Below are 17669 nucleotides of genomic sequence, written 5' to 3' on the forward strand. Positions count from 1 at the left end.
GGTGACAGTTATTCGCTGTCGCCGTGTTTAAATCGTAACAGGTCGCGGCGCTCTTTCTTGTCCGGTCGCCTGTCCGGATGCGGCATGGTCAGGGCGTTAAGCTTGCGCGCCTGCGCCATTTTTTCGCGTTTTTCCACGCTCTCCGCCGTCTCTTCATACAGAGCGACGGCTTCGCTGGCCGGACGGCGCTGTTCGGTGATGGCTTTAACGATCACTGTCCGTTCGTCATTTCCCTGACGCAGGGTAAGGGTTGCGTTCAGCTCGACGATTTTGCTCGGCTTACTGCGTTGCCCGTTGTAATGCACCTTACCGCCTTCAATCATCTCGCGGGCCAGCGCGCGGGTTTTATAAAAACGCGCGGCCCACAGCCATTTATCCAGTCTGACCTCAACGGAGGACTTTTCTTTCATGGCGTCTCCTTCACATCAGCGAGGGGATCAGACGGCGGTAGTCGTTCAGGGACGGATGGCGCGTATATTGCTTTTCCGCCTGGCCGGAATCGGGATTCGTCACGCCAAGACAGTAGCGAATACCAAACCGGGCGGCGGCGTCGAGAATCGGTTCGCTGTCATCGATAAACAGAGTTTTCTCTGCGCTTATTCCCGTTTCCTCAGCGACAGCGCGCCATAACCGCTGATCCTCTTTGGGATAACCAAATGTGTGGGTGGAAAGTAGTAAATCAAGGTGTGAGGCCAGACCGGTATGCTCCAGCTTCACCGCCAGGTTATGTGGATGTGCATTGGTGAGCAGAATCCGACGTTTTCCGCTGGCTTTTAACGCATTCAGAAACGGCACGGTATCGTCGCGTAAAACGGCGCGCGGCCCTTGCGCCGTCGTCATGGCGCAAATATCCAGACCCAGGCGCTCGCTCCAGTAATCCAGACAGTACCAGTTTAGCGTATGCTGTACGGCATGATACTGCTGGCGAATATATTTCTGCGCGTCCTGCGGCGAAATACCCTGCTGCGCACCGTAGGTTTCCGGTACCAGCTTTTGCCAGAAATAGTTATCGAACGCGAGATCGAGCAGGGTGCCGTCCATATCCAGCAAAACGGTATCCACGTTTTGCCAGTCAATATCAATATGCATGGGGAACTCCAGGGTAACGCAATTTGCGCGACAGGGTAGCATACCCTGCCGCACGGCGGCGTTATCAGATGAGATTTTCCGGAGAGATGGTTAACCTGGGATTGAGGCAGCTTTCATAGTATTCCTGGATGTCCGCCATACGGGTACGGTGGCGTTGATAACGTCTGAACGCCTGAACGCCGTTATAGACCGCGCTCACTATCATTGCCAGCATCAGTAGCGTGGTGCCGAGGTAACGCCACCAGCCGGATTTATCGGGTATACGATGCAGGCCGATATGCTGTGTGCCATTGGCATCGGTATACACGCTGGTGACAATTCCCTCGGCGCTAAATGGCGTTTGCATTAGCGTTTGCGCCAGACGCTGGAAAGCGCTCCACTGTTCCTGCGCGGGATAGTCGTACAGCGACGTTGACGGCCAGGCCTGATCGACCAGTTCGCTGCCTTCATCGCTGACGATCAGGAATCCGCCGGGAGCGGGGCTATTCAGCGACTGGGCGGCGCGCGCGGTCTCGCGAGAAATAAACGGCGCCGTTGAGGTCGTGACCAGATTTTCCAGCGATTCTGCGCTTACGGGGCGTAGCAGCACGTTGACGCCGTCCAGTTTGCCGGCGTTCGCGCGTTTCACCAGCGCGTTCCAGTCCTTACTGTTACCGAGATTAACCAGCGCATTTTTCAGGCGCACGCACTCGTCTTCCGCCGCGCACAAATCAGCGGTTTTCAGAACAATATCGCCAAAGTCATCTAATAATACCATGCCCGATTTTTGTATCGCGGAGCGTAAAGATGCGCTTACGCGCGAGTCGTCTTCGGGTTTTGGATGGAGCTGACGATTTACCGCCTGGCTTAGCGCCATCGCTTTATTCACCAGGTCTGATTCCGGCAGCGGTAGCGCAGGCGCGTCATTCCAGATGATTTGCGAGCAATCGAACGGCATAAACGGTGAGTTAGACTGTCCGCTCCAGGTCGCGCCGGAATGAATATTACACATTCCTTTACCGCTCAGGTGCAGCGTATCGCCCACCCGCACGCCAGCCTCTTCAAGCTGTTTTACCGTTGTCGCTTCAATGGTTTGCGCGCCTTTCATCCATGATAGCGTGAACTTGATTGGCATATCCAGCGGGATCCAGAACAGCAGCATAAACAACACCAGCAGCGAACCGATAGCAATAACAGTGCTGCGTAACCAGTGCTGCAACGGGAAGTTTTTGACTTCATCATGCAGGGATAAAAACCGACCCTGGCGGGCGACATGACGATCAAGATAAATATCGATATCCGTTTGTTGCCCTAGATCCTGCGTAATGTAAGGTTGCCAGTGGGCAGGGTAAATAAGGTCGATGATGCCCAGGGAAATATTGTTAATCTGCTCCTGATTATTCTCCCCAAACAGTCCCCAGCGGCGGGGCGTTCCCCGCAAACAGTGAATTTCCCGCAGCGCGCTTTTCGACGGCGGCGCAAAAAGTCCCCAAAGTCCGGCTGCCAGCAGTAGGATCGCGCCGCCTATCATCCACGGTACAAAAACATCCGGCGTTATCAGACAGAAAAAGAATAAGAAAAAGGAGGTAACAATTAATAATGCTTCGCGCAAGCCGGCCGGGCGGCTGAGCGCATATTCTTCGTGGGTCTCCTGACGGATGTTCAACAGCTCGATCTGCTCGCTCTCTTCGCCGCGAATCGACGCCTGCGTAGAGGCCGTATTCTGTAGCGCGTAGCCGCGCGACTCCTGCATATACTCTTGCAGCGTATGGCCGTTTAAAGAGATCACCAGCGGCAGCGTATCCGTAAGGATTAGCTCAACGTTGTTTTCATCATTGATGTACTGTTCCCAGAAAGGTGGCAGATGGACTTCGACGGAGTCGAGGTAGTAGCGCCATTTATTGGGATCGTCAGTGGTAATGCCGTAGCGGGTGATGGAGTGGGTCAGTATCACGACACTGTTGCTTTCCGCGTTTAGCGTCAGCGAGATGGGCGCAGCGCTGGCGCCTGTCGGCCCCGGAACTTGCTGGATCTGGCTAAGGTTATCGAGATAGTTTTCTACCGCGCTGCGCTCTTCAGGCAACAGTTTACGCGTTTGCGCGTCCTGAAAGGCGCTGATCCACGGTAAACTCCCTCGTCTGGACTTTACCCGGAACCGCCATACTGCCAGTAGAGAGCAGGCCAGCAAAGCAGCTATAAAAATCAGAATGGTGCTCATGCTTTCCCCATCTTACTAAGTCTGTCAGGCGTGGTCAGTCGCACCCTGTCCAATAAACATTTTTCTGTGGTTGGCTATCGGCAAGCGTGGAGTTGAACTTGAGCATTGTAAAGCGCATCCCAGTGAAGGCAAATCATAGCAATACCACCAAAAACGAAATATCAGCAAATTCCTGGAGTTATTTCAACCTATTGACTTTTAATTTGAAATAATAATTAATTTTTATTACGTTACATAAATGTAAATAAACGGCAATTCGCATTGCCGAAACCGTGCTGTATATCGCACAATGACCACAGATTTCACTGCAAAGATTCTCACAATGAGCAAATCATTACAAAAACCCACCATTCTGAAAGTAGAAACCGTCGCACAATCCCGACTGTTTAACGTAGAAAGCGTGGATCTGGAGTTCAGCAACGGCGTGCGTCGCGTGTATGAACGTATGCGGCCATCAACCCGTGAGGCGGTAATGATTGTGCCGATCGTTGATGAGCATCTGATTCTTATTCGTGAGTATGCGGTGGGAACCGAGTCCTATGAACTGGGCTTCTCGAAAGGATTAATAGACCCGGGCGAGACCGTTTTTGAAGCGGCGAACAGGGAGCTCAAAGAAGAGGTTGGGTTTGGCGCGTATAACCTGACCTTCTTAAAAAAACTCAGCATGGCGCCCTCTTATTTTTCCAGCAAAATGAATATCGTGGTGGCGGAAGACCTCTATCCAGAGTCGCTGGAAGGCGACGAGCCTGAACCATTGCCGCAGGTACGCTGGCCGCTGGCGCATTTAATGGATCTGCTGGAAGACCCCGATTTTAACGAAGCCCGCAACGTCAGCGCGCTGTTTCTGGTACGCGAGTGGTTGAAAGCGCAGGGACGGATTGCCTGATGGCGCAGCGTTTATCAAGCCAACAAAAAGTTCGTCTCCCTGTTCGCCGCCATCCGGCAAACACAATAAAAAAGGCGCCGGAGCGCCTTTTTTGATCAGAACAGTTCGTGTGTTTCACCATTATCAATAATGGTGGTTCCTACCTCATGCACCGCCTGCTGTGTCGGCTGCGTGCCTTCGATGAAATACTCTTCACGGCTGTTACCGCCGTTCGCCAGTTGTCCGGTACTGCGGTCGATATTTACCGTGACGATGCCCGGCGGCGGCGTTAGCGGCTGTTCCGGCACGCCTTCCAGCACGGCTTTCATATAGGCGTCCCATGCAGGTTGCGCGCTCTTGGCGCCGCCCTCATAGCCGGATATTTGATCTTTGATCGCGCCGGAAGCAGTGGTGCGGCCTAAATCACGGCGGTGATCGTCAAAGCCGATCCATACGGATGTGACGACGCCAGGACCATAGCCGGAGAACCATGCGTCTTTCGAGCTGTTGGTCGTACCGGTTTTGCCGCCGATATCGCGACGTTTAAGGTCGCGCGCCGCACGCCAGCCGGTACCCATCCAGCCGGGTTCGCCGAAGATATTGGTGTTCAGCGCGCTTTTGATCAGAAACGCCAGCGGCGTATTGATCACATGCGGCGCGTATTCCTGCGTACCGTTTTGCGCGACCAGCGCCTGGTTTGCCTGTTCCAGCTTAGGCATCGGTACGGCGCTGTTTTGTTGCTCTTGCGAAACCGCGACCTCTTCCACATTGGTGTTTTCCAGCACGTTGGATTTCTGCGTATTGCCGTAAATGACCGGGATATCGCACTCCGGGCAGGCGATTTTCGGTTTCGCTTCGAAGATCACGCCGCCCTGATCGTTCTCAATCTTGCTGATGAAATACGGGTCGATTAGAAAACCGCCATTCGCCATCACCGCATAACCGCGCGCAACCTGCATCGGCGTGAAGGAGGCGGAGCCCAGCGCCAGCGATTCGGTATGTACAATATTCTGCGCCGGGAAGCCGAAGCGTTGCAGATACTCCGCCGCATAGTCGACGCCCATTGCGCGCATGGCGCGTACCATCACCACGTTTTTCGACTGCCCCAGCCCCTGGCGTAAACGAATCGGTCCGGCGTATTGCGGTGGGGAGTTTTTCGGACGCCAGTCTGAACCTGCCCCGGCGTCCCAGCGGGAAATCGGCACATCGTTGAGCATACTGGCGAGCGTCAGTCCTTTATCCATTGCGGCGGTGTAGAGGAACGGTTTGATGTTCGACCCCACCTGACGCAGCGCTTGCGTCGCGCGGTTAAATTTACTCTGATTAAAATCGAAACCGCCGACCAGCGCCAGTACCGCGCCGGTTTGCGGGTTAAGCGAAACCAGTGCGGAGTTCACTTCCGGTACCTGCGCCAGCCACCAGTCGTTATCCACCTGACGAACCCAGATTTGTTGGCCTGTCTGGACGACATCGGTAACTTTACGCGGCGTCGGCCCCTGCTGCGTATCCGAGCGGTAAGGCCGCGCCCAACGCATCCCTTCCATACGTAGCGAAACGGACGTACCGTCGGCAAGCGCAGCGGTCGCCTCTTGCGGATTAGCGCTGGTGACCACGGCGGGAAGCAACGGTCCGTAGGTCGGTAACGCCTTCAACGTATCGGTAATTTTTTTACTGTCCCACGCCGTTTCGCCCACTTTCCATAGCACATTCGCCGGGCCGCGATAACCGTGGCGCATGTCATAGTCCAGCACGTTATTACGCACAGCCTGTTGTGCGGCCTGCTGCACTTTGCGGGTGATGGTCGTGTAAATACGATAACCATCTTCGTAGGCGCTTTCGCCATAACGGTTATACATTTCCTGGCGCACCATTTCCGACAGATAAGGCGCGGAGAAGGCGATTTCCGGCGCGTGATAATTTGCGTCGATAGGCTCGCTACGGGCCTGATCGTACTGCGCCTGAGTGATATATCCCTCGCTTAGCATTCGCGAGAGCACTACGTTACGGCGCGCCGTCGCCCGATCCATCGAGTAGAGCGGGTTAAAGGTAGAAGGCGCTTTAGGTAGCCCGGCGATGACCGCCATTTCGCTTAAGCTAAGCTGGTCGACCGTCTTACCAAAGTAGACCTGCGCCGCCGCGCCAACGCCATAGGCGCGGTAGCCGAGATAGATCTTGTTCAGATAGAGTTCGAGGATCTCATTTTTATTCAGCAACTGCTCAATACGAATCGCCAGAAACGCTTCCTTGATCTTGCGCATCAGCGTGCGTTCGGGGCTAAGGAAGAAGTTTCGCGCCAGTTGCTGGGTAATGGTACTTGCTCCCTGCGATGCGTGACCGGAGAAGAGCGCGACGCTGGCCGCGCGGAAAATACCTACCGGGTCAACGCCGTGATGCTCATAAAAGCGGCTATCTTCGGTCGCGATAAAGGCGTTGATCATTTCCGGTGGAATTTGATCGAGCGTAACGGGAATACGGCGTTTTTCGCCATATTGCGCGATAAGTTCGCCATCCGCGCTGTAAACCTGCATCGGAATTTGCAAACGCACATCTTTCAATGTCGCGACGTCAGGTAGCTGCGGCTCAATATAGCGATAAAGGCCATAAATCGAGCCTGCTCCCAGCAGGATGCAACATACTGCAAGGATCAATAAATACTTTACGAACTTCACTGGAGATTTCCCATTTAGTGTCATTTGGGCAGTTTATAAACAAACGCGCGGTAGTATAAAGGCAAGCCAGACGCATTGATATACCCGTTAACGCGACGGGTGATAAGGAGATCGACCGTTATGGCTTTTAAAACCTGGCAAATAGGATTGCATATTCAGCAGCATGAAGCGCTGGCCATCGCCGTTGTTCGCGGCGCATCAGGCTGGTCCCTGCAACGTTGGTGGCGACTGCCGCTGATGAACGCCTCCACGGCAGAGGGTACGATTCCTGACCCGCAATCGCTGGCTCACGTACTGCGGTCCTGGAGCCGCGAGCTACCGCTACGTCACCGTATTCACCTCTCTTTTCCCGCCAATCGGACATTACAACGCGCTTTTCCGCATCCGCCGATGCGCCTGCGGGAACGTGAGCAAGTCGCATGGCTTGCACAAACGATGGGGCGTGAGCTGGATATGGAACCAGACTTATTACGTTTCGATTTTCAGGACGATGCGCTGAGCCCTGCGTTCAACGTTACCGCCGCACAAAGCAAAGACATTTCAGCGCTGTTAACGCTGGCGCAAACGCTCAATGTGCGTATCGCCGCCGTGACGCCCGATGCCTGCGCGTTACAGCGCTTACTGCCGTTTATACCCTCGGGGCGGCAATGTCTGGTCTGGCGCGATGAGAGCCAGTGGCTGTGGGCGACGCGCTATGCGTGGGGGCGTAAATCGGCGCGAGAGGCGACGACGCTGCATGACCTTGCCGCAACGTTATCCGTCATGCCGGAACATATTTCGTTATGCGCCGAAGGCGAATTCGACCCCTGGCGCGCCGTTATCGTCCGTCAACCGCCGGTTCCGCCGGACGGTTATCGCTTTGCGATTGCGCTGGGTTTAGCCATGGGGGAGATACGCTGATGGCGCATTCTGTCAATTTGCTCCCCTGGCGACGCCAATATTATGTGGCGTGTCTGCGGCTGTGGTGCGTGGTATGGGGCGCGTCCCTGCTGCTGATAGCAAGCCTCGCGACGATCGCCTGGTTGGCTTTTTGGCAGGAGGGGAGGATTAACGAACTGCTACTGACGGCGGAAAACGGGCGCACGATGGCGCTTGCGGCGAACATGCCGCAGTTACAGCAGCGTCAGCGGCAGCAACAGGCGCGATTACTACGTCAGGCGCAGCGTGAACTGACGCAAGCCTGGCAATCTATCTTGATCGATCTTGCCAACCTGTTGCCGGATCAGGCATGGCTGACAAGCCTCAATTATCAGCAAGAGACGCTAGAGCTGGAAGGGCTGGCGAGAACATTTGACGCCCTGCTCACGCTTGAGACATCGCTTCGTCATTATGTCAGTTTTCCGCTAAACCGCACGGGCGCCACGCGGCAGGATGCGCAAGGGCGCTGGCAGTTCCATTATCAGTTAACGAGGAGCGCCGCCCGTGAACGTGCTCTTTGATATCTGGTACGGGATGTCGCGCCGTGGTCGGGTTTTTTGTTGGTGTGCAGGCGTGCTGTGCCTGACGTTGGCGGTCGCGTTATCTGTGGGCTATCCCGGCTGGAAAACGCTGGATATGCAACATATGCGGTTAAGCCAGCAGCGCGAGGCCGCCCGGCAACAGTGGCGCAATCTGCGCCGTCTGAGCGTCGCGGTTGAACCACTTTTCGGGCGTACCGTTGAAAATCCGCGTCCTTTTTCGCCGTTAGATTTCCAGGCGCCTCCCCTGCATTTGCTGCACTGGAAGCCGTCGGCGCAGGGGGGCGAAATGGCGCTGAAAACGTCCTGGGACGCGGTGCCGTCGCTGTTTGTCCGGTTGGCCGAAAGCGAGATGAGCGTAAGTCGGTTTTCATTGCGTAGGGAGGGGGCGGAATTATTGATGACGCTGCAACTGGAGCGCCTGGCGAATGAAGGCTAGCCGCAGTGTATTGCTCTGTTTTTGTTTGCTGACGTTGACGGGAATGCGCGATCCCTTTCGCCCGCCGGAGGACCGCTGCCGGATAGCGGAACTCTCGCAGTGGCGGTATCAGGGCGCGGTGCGTAAAGGCGAGCGATGGATCGGCATTCTTAAAGACAGTCAGCAAAAATGGCGGCGAGTGGAAGAGGGGCAGAAGCTGGAAAACGGCTGGACGATTGTCCGCCTGACGGCGCAAACCTTAACGTTAACGACCGGTAAAAATTGTGCGCCGCCGCAGTGGCGGTGGCTACGTCAGGGAGCGGACAATGAAGCGATGGATAGCCATAATACTGATAGTCTTGATGCCCGCCGCGCAGGCGGGAAAAGCGGCGAAAGTGACGCTGGTGGTTGACGACGTCCCTGTGGTGCAGGTTTTGCAGGCCTTAGCTGAACAGGAACGGCAGAACCTGGTGGCGTCGCCGGACGTCAGCGGCACGTTATCGCTGCATCTGACGAATGTGCCGTGGAAACAGGCGCTACAGACGGTGGTCGATAGCGCGGGGCTGGTGCTGCGTCAGGAAGGGAATATTCTCTATGTGCATTCGCAGACCTGGCAGAAAGAACACAGCGCGCGCCAGGAGGCCGAGCGATTAAGGCTTCAGGCTAATTTACCACTGGAAAACCGCAGCATTAGCCTGCAATACGCCGATGCCGCCGAACTGTCGAAAGCGGGCGAGAAACTCCTGAGCGCGAAGGGAACCATCACGGTAGATAAGCGCACCAACCGTCTGCTGTTGCGCGATAACCGCGCGGCCCTGGCGGAGCTGGAAAAATGGGTATCGCAAATGGATCTGCCGGTGGCGCAGGTGGAGCTGGCGGCGCATATCGTCACCATTAACGAAAAGAGTCTCCGGGAGCTGGGCGTAAAGTGGACGCTGGCTGATGCCCAGCAAGCGGGAGCGGTGGGCGACGTGACGACGCTTTCCAGTGATTTATCCGTCGCCGCCGCCACCTCACGCGTAGGATTTAACATCGGGCGCATTAACGGACGCCTGCTGGATTTGGAACTGTCAGCGCTGGAACAGAAGCAGCAGTTGGATATTATCGCCAGCCCCCGGCTGCTGGCTTCGCATCTGCAGCCGGCCAGTATTAAGCAAGGCAGCGAAATTCCTTATCAGGTCTCCAGCGGCGAAAGTGGCGCGACATCCGTTGAATTTAAAGAAGCGGTGCTGGGAATGGAGGTGACGCCCACCGTTTTGCAAAAAGGACGCATCCGCCTGAAGTTGCATATCAGCCAGAATGTTCCCGGTCAGGTACTACAACAGGCCGACGGCGAAGTGCTGGCGATAGATAAACAGGAAATTGAAACGCTGGTAGAGGTAAAAAGCGGCGAGACGCTGGCGCTGGGCGGTATTTTTTCGCGAAAAAATAAATCGGGTAGCGATAGCGTGCCGCTGTTGGGGGATATCCCCTGGTTTGGTCAGCTCTTCCGCCATGACGGCAAAGAGGACGAGCGACGCGAATTAGTGGTGTTTATCACCCCCAGACTGGTTGCGGCAGAATAATTTATGCATAAAAAAGCGCTGTTTTTGTACTGAACGCGTCTCAGGGATTTGACGTGCGGATGTATTTAGCATACAAGGAGTACCGATTTGAGAGTCGTGCTTTTCGTTGCTTACGCATTGATAAATGCGCTTTGCCTTGCCGAAGGTGTGCATAAGACCGATGATAAACGGCTGAATGTCCGCTGATGCAGACTTATTGGTTCTGCGGATTGCACACAATTGTTTGAAAGTAGAGCAATTTGTAGGCCGGATATGTTGTTCTGGCCGCCGTCCGGCAACGCTAACTCGGGTTTTGCAACAATCAGGCTTGGTGATTTATTCAGTTGCCAAACCCGCTTGAGTATTGAGATAATTTTCAGTCTGACTCTCGCAATATCTTATGAGGTTTCAGTTCATGTCCTGCTGCGCTGGGTGTCTGTGAAGCGGGTTTACCATTAACGAATAGTCTTAGTAGTACCGAAAAAATGGCAGAGAAACGCAATATCTTTCTGGTTGGGCCTATGGGTGCCGGAAAAAGCACTATTGGGCGCCAGTTAGCTCAACAACTCAATATGGAATTTTATGATTCTGATCAAGAGATTGAGAAACGAACCGGAGCTGATGTGGGCTGGGTCTTCGATGTTGAAGGTGAAGACGGCTTCCGTAATCGTGAAGAAAAAGTTATCAACGAATTGACGGAAAAACAGGGTATTGTGCTGGCAACCGGCGGTGGCTCTGTAAAATCGCGTGAAACGCGTAACCGTCTTTCCGCGCGTGGCGTCGTGGTTTACCTTGAAACGACCATCGAAAAACAACTGGCGCGCACGCAGCGTGATAAAAAACGCCCGCTGTTGCAGGTTGAAGCGCCGCCTCGCGAAGTTCTGGAAGCGCTGGCCAACGAACGCAATCCTCTGTACGAAGAGATTGCCGACGTCACCATTCGCACCGACGATCAAAGCGCTAAGGTTGTGGCAAACCAGATTATTCATATGCTGGAAAGCAACTAATTCAAGCAGAATACTCTGGGTAAGCGGGTACAAGTAACTAAGGTGGATGTCGCGTCATGGAGAGGATTACAGTCACTCTCGGGGAACGTAGTTACCCGATCACCATCGCGGCTGGTTTGTTTAACGAACCAGCTTCATTCTTGCCGCTGAAATCAGGCGATCAGGTCATGTTAGTGACCAACGAAACCCTGGCGCCGCTTTATCTGGACAAGGTTCGCGGCGCACTCGAACGGGCGGGCGTTAACGTAGACAGCGTGATTCTTCCTGACGGCGAGCAGTATAAAAGCCTGACGGTGCTGGATACGGTGTTTACGGCGTTACTGAAAAAACCGCATGGTCGTGATACCACGCTGGTCGCACTGGGCGGCGGCGTGATTGGCGATCTCACCGGTTTTGCGGCGGCCAGTTACCAGCGAGGCGTTCGTTTCATCCAGGTACCAACCACCCTACTGTCGCAGGTTGATTCCTCCGTGGGCGGGAAAACCGCCGTCAACCATCCCCTTGGCAAAAACATGATTGGGGCGTTTTACCAACCCGCTACTGTGGTCGTCGATCTTGATTGCCTGAAAACGCTTCCTGCACGCGAACTGGCATCGGGGCTGGCAGAGGTGATCAAATACGGCATCATACTCGACGCGGACTTCTTTACCTGGCTTGAGGGTAATCTGGATGCGCTATTGCGTCTGGATGGCCCGGCGATGGCGTACTGTATTCGTCGTTGTTGTGAGCTGAAGGCGGAAGTTGTTGCCGCCGACGAGCGTGAAGCGGGCTTACGTGCTTTACTGAATCTTGGACATACCTTTGGCCACGCCATTGAAGCGGAAATGGGATATGGCAATTGGTTACATGGCGAAGCCGTTGCCGCAGGTATGGTGATGGCTGCGCGCACGTCCGAGCGTCTGGGACAGTTTAGTTCTGCTGATACGCAGCGCATCATCGCTCTGCTCGAACGGGCCGGGTTGCCTGTCAACGGCCCTCGCGAGATGTCCGCGCAGGCCTATTTGCCGCACATGCTGCGAGATAAAAAAGTGTTGGCGGGGGAGCTGCGTTTAGTGCTTCCGCTGGCCATAGGGAAAAGTGAAGTACGCGGCGGAGTGTCGCACGAAGTCGTTCTTAGCGCGATTGCTGACTGTCAGCAGGCGTAACAACAAGAAAGGTCAGACTGATATTGCGTAGATGTCAGTTTTTTAGCTTCAGGTTATGTGCAATGTCGTAAGCATTAACCTTTGAGTGGGGTGTTAAATGGATGAATTCAAACCAGAAGACGAGCTGAAACCCGATCCCAGCGATCGTCGTACTGGTCGTTCTCGTCAATCTTCAGAACGCGATAATGAGCCGCAGATCAACTTTGATGACGTTGATCTGGATGCTGACGATCGCCGTCCGACGCGTGTGCGTAGAGCGCGTAGTGAAGAACCTGAAGTCGAAGAAGAGTACGAATCCGATGAAGACGATACGGTGGATGAGGAGCGTGTAGAACGCCGTCCACGTAAGCGTAAAAAAGCGGCCCATAAGCCAGCCTCTCGTCAGTACATGATGATGGGCGTTGGCGTACTGGTGCTGCTACTGTTGATTATCGGTATCGGTTCCGCGCTGAAAGCCCCCTCAACGTCTTCCAGCGAGCCGTCGGCTTCTGGCGAAAAGAGTATCGATCTTTCCGGTAACGCCGCCGATCAGGCTAATGCAACCCAGCCTGCGCCGGGTACCACCTCCGCAGAGCAAACGGCGGGCAATACGTCGCAGGATATTTCGTTGCCGCCGATTTCTTCAACGCCGACGCAGGGACCGTCGCCCGTGGTCGCTGACGGTCAGCAGCGCGTGGAAGTGCAGGGCGATCTGAATAATGCGCTGACGCAGAATCCTGAGCAGATGAACAACGTTGCGGTGAACTCTACGTTGCCGACAGAGCCTGCAACCGTCGCGCCAGTTCGCAATGGTAGCGCGTCGCGTCAGGCGGCAGTTAGCGAACCTGCCGAACGTCATACCTCGCGTCCGGAACGTAAACAGGCCGTCATTGAACCTAAGAAACCGCAAACAACGGCGAAAACCACGACCGCGGAACCGAAGAAACCGGTCGCGCCAGTGAAACGCACGGAACCGGCAGCGCCAGCCGCGACGCCGAAAGCGACGGCAAGCGCCGCGCCGGTACAAACCGCGAAGCCAGCGCAAGCCTCGACGACGCCTGTCGCAGGCGGCGGGAAAAGCGCCGGCAACGTTGGCGCGTTAAAGAGCGCGCCATCCAGCCACTACACGTTGCAGCTCAGTAGTTCTTCAAATTACGACAACCTGAATCGTTGGGCGAAGAAAGAGAACCTGAAAAATTATGTGGTATACGAGACGACGCGTAATGGACAACCGTGGTATGTGCTGGTAACCGGAGTGTATGCTTCGAAAGAAGATGCTAAACGCGCAGTGTCCACGCTGCCTGCTGATGTGCAGGCGAAAAATCCGTGGGCAAAACCGTTGCATCAGGTTCAGGCCGATCTGAAATAATCCAGGCTGTGTCCTGCAATTGCCTGTGAGTGTCGCTGACAGCTATTTTTGTTCAGGACAGGCGCGAGGGGCGCATTTGCTACCGCCAAATGCGCCGTAAAGCAACGCGGCACAGCCTAAAGCGCAGGATGCTGTCGGAGCTTTCTCCACAGCCGGAGAAGGTGTAATTAGTTAGTCAGCATGAAAAAAAATCGCGCTTTTTTGAAGTGGGCAGGGGGAAAATACCCTCTGCTTGATGATATCAAACGACATTTGCCAAAAGGCGAGTGCCTGGTCGAACCTTTTGTGGGTGCCGGATCGGTGTTTCTTAACACCGACTTTTCTCGTTATATCCTCGCCGATATCAACAGCGACCTTATTAGCCTCTATAACATCGTGAAGTTACGTACCGACGAGTACGTACAGGCTTCGCGCGAGCTGTTTATGCCTGAAACTAACCAGGCTGAGGTCTATTACCAACTCCGTGAGGAGTTCAACACCTGCCAGGACCCCTTTCGTCGGGCGGTACTGTTTTTATATCTGAATCGCTACGGTTATAACGGACTCTGTCGCTATAACTTACGCGGGGAATTTAATGTACCGTTTGGTCGTTATAAAAGACCTTACTTCCCGGAAGCGGAGTTGTACCACTTTGCAGAAAAGGCGCAGAATGCGTTCTTTTACTGTGAGTCATACGCAGACAGTATGGCGCGTGCGGACAAGTCGTCGGTGGTCTATTGCGATCCGCCTTATGCGCCGTTGTCCGCCACGGCTAACTTCACAGCGTATCACACCAATAGTTTTAGCCTGACGCAACAAGCGCATCTGGCGGAAATCGCTGAGAATCTGGTCAGTAACCGGATACCGGTGCTCATTTCCAACCATGATACGGCGCTCACGCGCGAGTGGTATCAACTCGCAAAATTGCATGTCGTCAAAGTTAGACGCAGTATAAGCAGCAACGGCGGCACACGTAAAAAGGTGGACGAACTGCTGGCTCTGTACCAACCAGGAGTCGCAGCGCCTGCAAGAAAATAATTCTCAAGGAGAAGCGGATGAAACAGTATTTGATTGCCCCCTCAATTCTGTCGGCTGATTTTGCTCGCCTGGGTGAAGACACCGCAAAAGCGCTGGCTGCCGGTGCTGATGTTGTACACTTTGACGTCATGGATAACCACTATGTGCCGAACTTGACTATCGGCCCGATGGTGCTGAAATCCCTGCGTCAATATGGTATTACCGCGCCTATTGATGTCCACCTGATGGTCAAGCCGGTCGACCGTATCGTACCCGATTTTGCCGCCGCTGGCGCGAGCATCATTACTTTTCACCCGGAAGCCTCCGAACATGTTGACCGCACGCTACAGCTGATTAAAGAACACGGCTGTAAAGCGGGGCTGGTATTCAACCCGGCAACGTCGCTCAGTTATCTCGATTACGTAATGGACAAACTGGATGTGATCCTGCTGATGTCTGTGAATCCTGGCTTCGGCGGTCAGTCTTTTATTCCGCAGACGCTGGATAAGCTGCGCGAAGTGCGTCGCCGGATTGATGCGTCTGGCTACGACATTCGTCTGGAAGTGGACGGCGGCGTGAAGGTGAACAATATCGGCGAGATCGCAGCAGCAGGTGCGGACATGTTTGTTGCGGGGTCGGCGATTTTCGATAAGCCCGATTACAAAAAAGTGATTGATGAAATGCGCAGTGAGCTGGCAAAGGTAAGTCATGGATAAGTTGCAGAATATTCGGGGCGTCGCCTTTGATCTTGACGGTACGCTGGTGGATAGCGCGCCGGGGCTTGCCGCGGCGGTGGACATGGCGCTGTATGCGCTGGAACTGCCGGTCGCGGGCGAGGAGCGCGTGATTACCTGGATTGGTAACGGCGCAGATGTATTGATGGAGCGCGCGTTGGCCTGGGCTCGCGAGGAACGTGCCGCGCTGCGTAAGACGATGGGTAAACCGCCCGTTGATGAAGATATTCCTGCCGAGGAACAGGTACGCATTCTGCGTAAACTGTTCGACAAGTATTATGGCGAAGTGGCGGAAGAGGGCACCTTTTTATTTCCGCATGTCGCCGACACGCTGGGCGCGCTGCACGCCAGCGGATTGTCATTAGGTCTGGTGACGAATAAGCCGACGCCGTTCGTCGCGCCGTTGCTGGAATCGCTTGATATCGCCAAATACTTTAGTGTGGTTATCGGCGGCGATGATGTGCAAAATAAGAAGCCGCATCCGGAGCCGCTGTTGCTGGTGGCAAGCCGGCTGGGCATGATGCCGGAGCAGATGCTTTTTGTCGGCGATTCGCGTAATGATATTCAGGCTGCAAAAGCGGCGGGCTGCCCTTCGGTTGGCCTGACATACGGCTACAATTATGGCGAAGCGATCGCTCTTAGCGAGCCGGACGTCATTTATGACAGTTTTAACGATCTTTTGCCCGCACTTGGGCTTCCGCATAGCGATAACCAGGAAATAAAAAATGACTAAGCCCATCGTTTTTAGTGGCGCACAGCCCTCAGGTGAATTGACCATTGGCAACTATATGGGGGCATTGCGTCAGTGGGTAAACATGCAGGATGACTATCATTGCATCTACTGCATCGTAGACCAACATGCTATTACCGTGCGTCAGGACGCGCAGCAGCTACGTAAAGCGACGCTGGATACGCTGGCGCTGTACCTGGCATGTGGTATTGATCCTGAAAAGAGCACTATTTTCGTTCAGTCCCATGTGCCGGAACACGCGCAGCTTGGCTGGGCGCTGAACTGCTATACCTATTTCGGCGAGCTGAGTCGTATGACGCAGTTTAAAGATAAATCTGCGCGCTATGCGGAAAACATTAATGCCGGTCTGTTTGATTACCCGGTGCTGATGGCCGCTGACATTCTGCTGTACCAAACCAATCTGGTGCCGGTAGGCGAAGATCAGAAGCAGCATCTGGAGCTGAGTCGCGATATCGCCCAGCGTTTTAATGCGCTGTATGGCGATATTTTCAAAGTACCGGAACCGTTTATTCCGAAATCCGGCGCGCGCGTGATGTCGCTGCTGGAGCCGACGAAGAAAATGTCCAAATCGGACGATAACCGTAATAACGTGATCGGTCTGCTGGAAGATCCGAAATCGGTAGTGAAGAAAATCAAACGTGCGGTCACTGACTCCGACGAGCCGCCGGTAGTACGTTATGATGTGAAAGAGAAAGCGGGTGTCTCTAACCTGCTGGATATTCTTTCCGCCGTGACCGGTCAGAGCATTCCTGAACTGGAAAAACAGTTTGAAGGTAAAATGTATGGTCATTTGAAAGGCGAAGTGGCGGAGGCGGTTTCCGGAATGCTGTCTGAGTTGCAGGAGCGCTATCACCGTTTCCGCAACGACGAAGTGTTCTTGCAGAAGGTGATGAAAGACGGGGCGGAAAAAGCCAGCGCGCGTGCGGCCGAAACGCTAAAAGCGGTTTACGAAGCCATTGGCTTTGTGGCGAAACCGTAACGGTTATTGCCTGCCCGATGGCGCTAGCTTATCGGGCCTACAAACGAGCGAAGTTGGACAAGGCACCTGCGCTGTTCCGTTTATCAGGCCTGTAAAAAACCGGGAAATCCCGGTTTTTTTGTATCTGCGCAGTCGTTTCTATTATTGATCGGCAGCCGGGCCGCAACCGCCAATAATTTTAGAAATAGAAATTGCAGGGTGCAGCAAATAATCGTAGCTACAGTTGTTTTTTTTGTTTTCAATATGACCCGTACAGGCGGTGAGCGTCGCCAGAACCCCTGCCACAATGGCAGTTTTTACAAATTTGAACATATCAAAATCCTTGTTGAATAAAAGGGATATTATTTATGGGATAAATATAATGTCTATTTAGCGTATATTACGATAGCAATTAATAAACCATATAGGTAGTCCAAATAAGGACTTCATCTTTACCAGAAAATATGATTTAAACAGGACCGCTTAATAAT

The 17669-nt window shown here is 54.1% G+C and carries 18 protein-coding genes; 13 read left to right on the forward strand and 5 right to left on the reverse strand.

Annotated elements, in window-relative coordinates; genetic code table 11:
• Nucleotides 1–8: 8 nt before the first annotated feature.
• The 3 genes from hslR to igaA all read right to left on the reverse strand — a co-directional run bounded on the left by hslR (nucleotide 9) and on the right by igaA (nucleotide 3286).
• Nucleotides 9–410, reverse strand: a complete 402-nt coding sequence (gene hslR, locus AC3G3F_RS10785; protein ID WP_000660721.1) for a ribosome-associated heat shock protein Hsp15 — start codon at nucleotides 408–410, stop codon at nucleotides 9–11.
• A gap of 10 nt (nucleotides 411–420) precedes the next feature.
• Nucleotides 421–1089 (reverse strand): GMP/IMP nucleotidase, encoded by a 669-nt coding sequence (yrfG, locus tag AC3G3F_RS10790; protein ID WP_023247867.1) that lies wholly within the window; start codon nucleotides 1087–1089, stop codon nucleotides 421–423.
• Between the two features lie 64 nt (nucleotides 1090–1153).
• On the reverse strand, nucleotides 1154–3286 hold the full coding sequence (igaA, locus tag AC3G3F_RS10795; RefSeq protein ID WP_063390877.1) for an intracellular growth attenuator protein IgaA: 2133 nt from the start codon (nucleotides 3284–3286) through the stop codon (nucleotides 1154–1156).
• 322 nt (nucleotides 3287–3608) lie between these two features.
• Between igaA and nudE the strand changes: the two genes are divergently transcribed.
• The gene (gene nudE, locus AC3G3F_RS10800; RefSeq protein WP_023176215.1) at nucleotides 3609–4172 is read left to right on the forward strand and encodes an ADP compounds hydrolase NudE; all 564 of its coding nucleotides are present in this window, start codon (nucleotides 3609–3611) and stop codon (nucleotides 4170–4172) included.
• A 95-nt stretch (nucleotides 4173–4267) separates the two neighbouring features.
• On the opposite strand, the gene mrcA is transcribed toward nudE, so the two are convergent.
• Nucleotides 4268–6820 (reverse strand): peptidoglycan glycosyltransferase/peptidoglycan DD-transpeptidase MrcA, encoded by a 2553-nt coding sequence (gene mrcA / locus AC3G3F_RS10805; RefSeq protein ID WP_023247869.1) that lies wholly within the window; start codon nucleotides 6818–6820, stop codon nucleotides 4268–4270.
• 120 nt (nucleotides 6821–6940) lie between these two features.
• Here mrcA and AC3G3F_RS10810 point away from each other — a divergent pair, with 120 nt between their 5' ends.
• The 12 genes from AC3G3F_RS10810 (at nucleotide 6941) to trpS (ending at nucleotide 17199) form a co-directional block, all read left to right on the forward strand.
• Nucleotides 6941–7720 carry a hypothetical protein gene (locus AC3G3F_RS10810; protein ID WP_023247870.1) on the forward strand — a complete coding sequence of 260 codons (780 nt, stop codon included), beginning with the start codon at nucleotides 6941–6943 and terminating at the stop codon, nucleotides 7718–7720.
• Nucleotides 7720–8259 carry a PilN domain-containing protein gene (locus AC3G3F_RS10815; RefSeq protein WP_070803406.1) on the forward strand — a complete coding sequence of 180 codons (540 nt, stop codon included), beginning with the start codon at nucleotides 7720–7722 and terminating at the stop codon, nucleotides 8257–8259. The genes AC3G3F_RS10810 and AC3G3F_RS10815 overlap by 1 nt, the downstream gene beginning before the upstream one ends.
• The gene (locus tag AC3G3F_RS10820) at nucleotides 8243–8716 is read left to right on the forward strand and encodes a HofO family protein (protein ID WP_079796034.1); all 474 of its coding nucleotides are present in this window, start codon (nucleotides 8243–8245) and stop codon (nucleotides 8714–8716) included. The genes AC3G3F_RS10815 and AC3G3F_RS10820 overlap by 17 nt, the downstream gene beginning before the upstream one ends.
• The gene (locus AC3G3F_RS10825) at nucleotides 8706–9107 is read left to right on the forward strand and encodes a HofP DNA utilization family protein (RefSeq protein ID WP_000648138.1); all 402 of its coding nucleotides are present in this window, start codon (nucleotides 8706–8708) and stop codon (nucleotides 9105–9107) included. Before AC3G3F_RS10820 ends, AC3G3F_RS10825 begins: the two co-directional genes overlap by 11 nt.
• The gene (hofQ, locus tag AC3G3F_RS10830) at nucleotides 9022–10260 is read left to right on the forward strand and encodes a DNA uptake porin HofQ (RefSeq protein WP_023247873.1); all 1239 of its coding nucleotides are present in this window, start codon (nucleotides 9022–9024) and stop codon (nucleotides 10258–10260) included. The genes AC3G3F_RS10825 and hofQ overlap by 86 nt, the downstream gene beginning before the upstream one ends.
• A 464-nt stretch (nucleotides 10261–10724) precedes the next feature.
• Nucleotides 10725–11246, forward strand: coding sequence for a shikimate kinase AroK (gene aroK, locus AC3G3F_RS10835; protein ID WP_000818621.1), 522 nt, complete (start codon nucleotides 10725–10727; stop codon nucleotides 11244–11246).
• Between the two features lie 56 nt (nucleotides 11247–11302).
• The gene (gene aroB, locus AC3G3F_RS10840) at nucleotides 11303–12391 is read left to right on the forward strand and encodes a 3-dehydroquinate synthase (RefSeq protein WP_023247874.1); all 1089 of its coding nucleotides are present in this window, start codon (nucleotides 11303–11305) and stop codon (nucleotides 12389–12391) included.
• Between the two features lie 97 nt (nucleotides 12392–12488).
• Nucleotides 12489–13739, forward strand: a complete 1251-nt coding sequence (gene damX / locus AC3G3F_RS10845) for a cell division protein DamX (RefSeq protein ID WP_023247875.1) — start codon at nucleotides 12489–12491, stop codon at nucleotides 13737–13739.
• Nucleotides 13740–13919: 180 nt separating this feature from the next.
• A complete protein-coding gene (gene dam / locus AC3G3F_RS10850) occupies nucleotides 13920–14756 on the forward strand; it encodes an adenine-specific DNA-methyltransferase (protein ID WP_023247876.1) in 837 nt (278 codons plus the stop codon).
• 17 nt (nucleotides 14757–14773) lie between these two features.
• Nucleotides 14774–15451 (forward strand): ribulose-phosphate 3-epimerase, encoded by a 678-nt coding sequence (gene rpe / locus AC3G3F_RS10855; protein WP_000816286.1) that lies wholly within the window; start codon nucleotides 14774–14776, stop codon nucleotides 15449–15451.
• Complete coding sequence (gph, locus tag AC3G3F_RS10860) at nucleotides 15444–16202, forward strand: phosphoglycolate phosphatase (RefSeq protein WP_088733678.1); 759 nt, start codon at nucleotides 15444–15446, stop codon at nucleotides 16200–16202. The genes rpe and gph overlap by 8 nt, the downstream gene beginning before the upstream one ends.
• A complete protein-coding gene (trpS, locus tag AC3G3F_RS10865; RefSeq protein ID WP_000165559.1) occupies nucleotides 16195–17199 on the forward strand; it encodes a tryptophan--tRNA ligase in 1005 nt (334 codons plus the stop codon). The genes gph and trpS overlap by 8 nt, the downstream gene beginning before the upstream one ends.
• A gap of 141 nt (nucleotides 17200–17340) precedes the next feature.
• On the opposite strand, the gene AC3G3F_RS10870 is transcribed toward trpS, so the two are convergent.
• Nucleotides 17341–17511: a YhfL family protein gene (locus AC3G3F_RS10870; protein ID WP_023247879.1), complete on the reverse strand. Its 171-nt coding sequence runs from the start codon at nucleotides 17509–17511 to the stop codon at nucleotides 17341–17343.
• Nucleotides 17512–17669 lie beyond the last annotated feature (158 nt).

Source organism: Salmonella sp. FC25216, assembly GCF_057751355.1.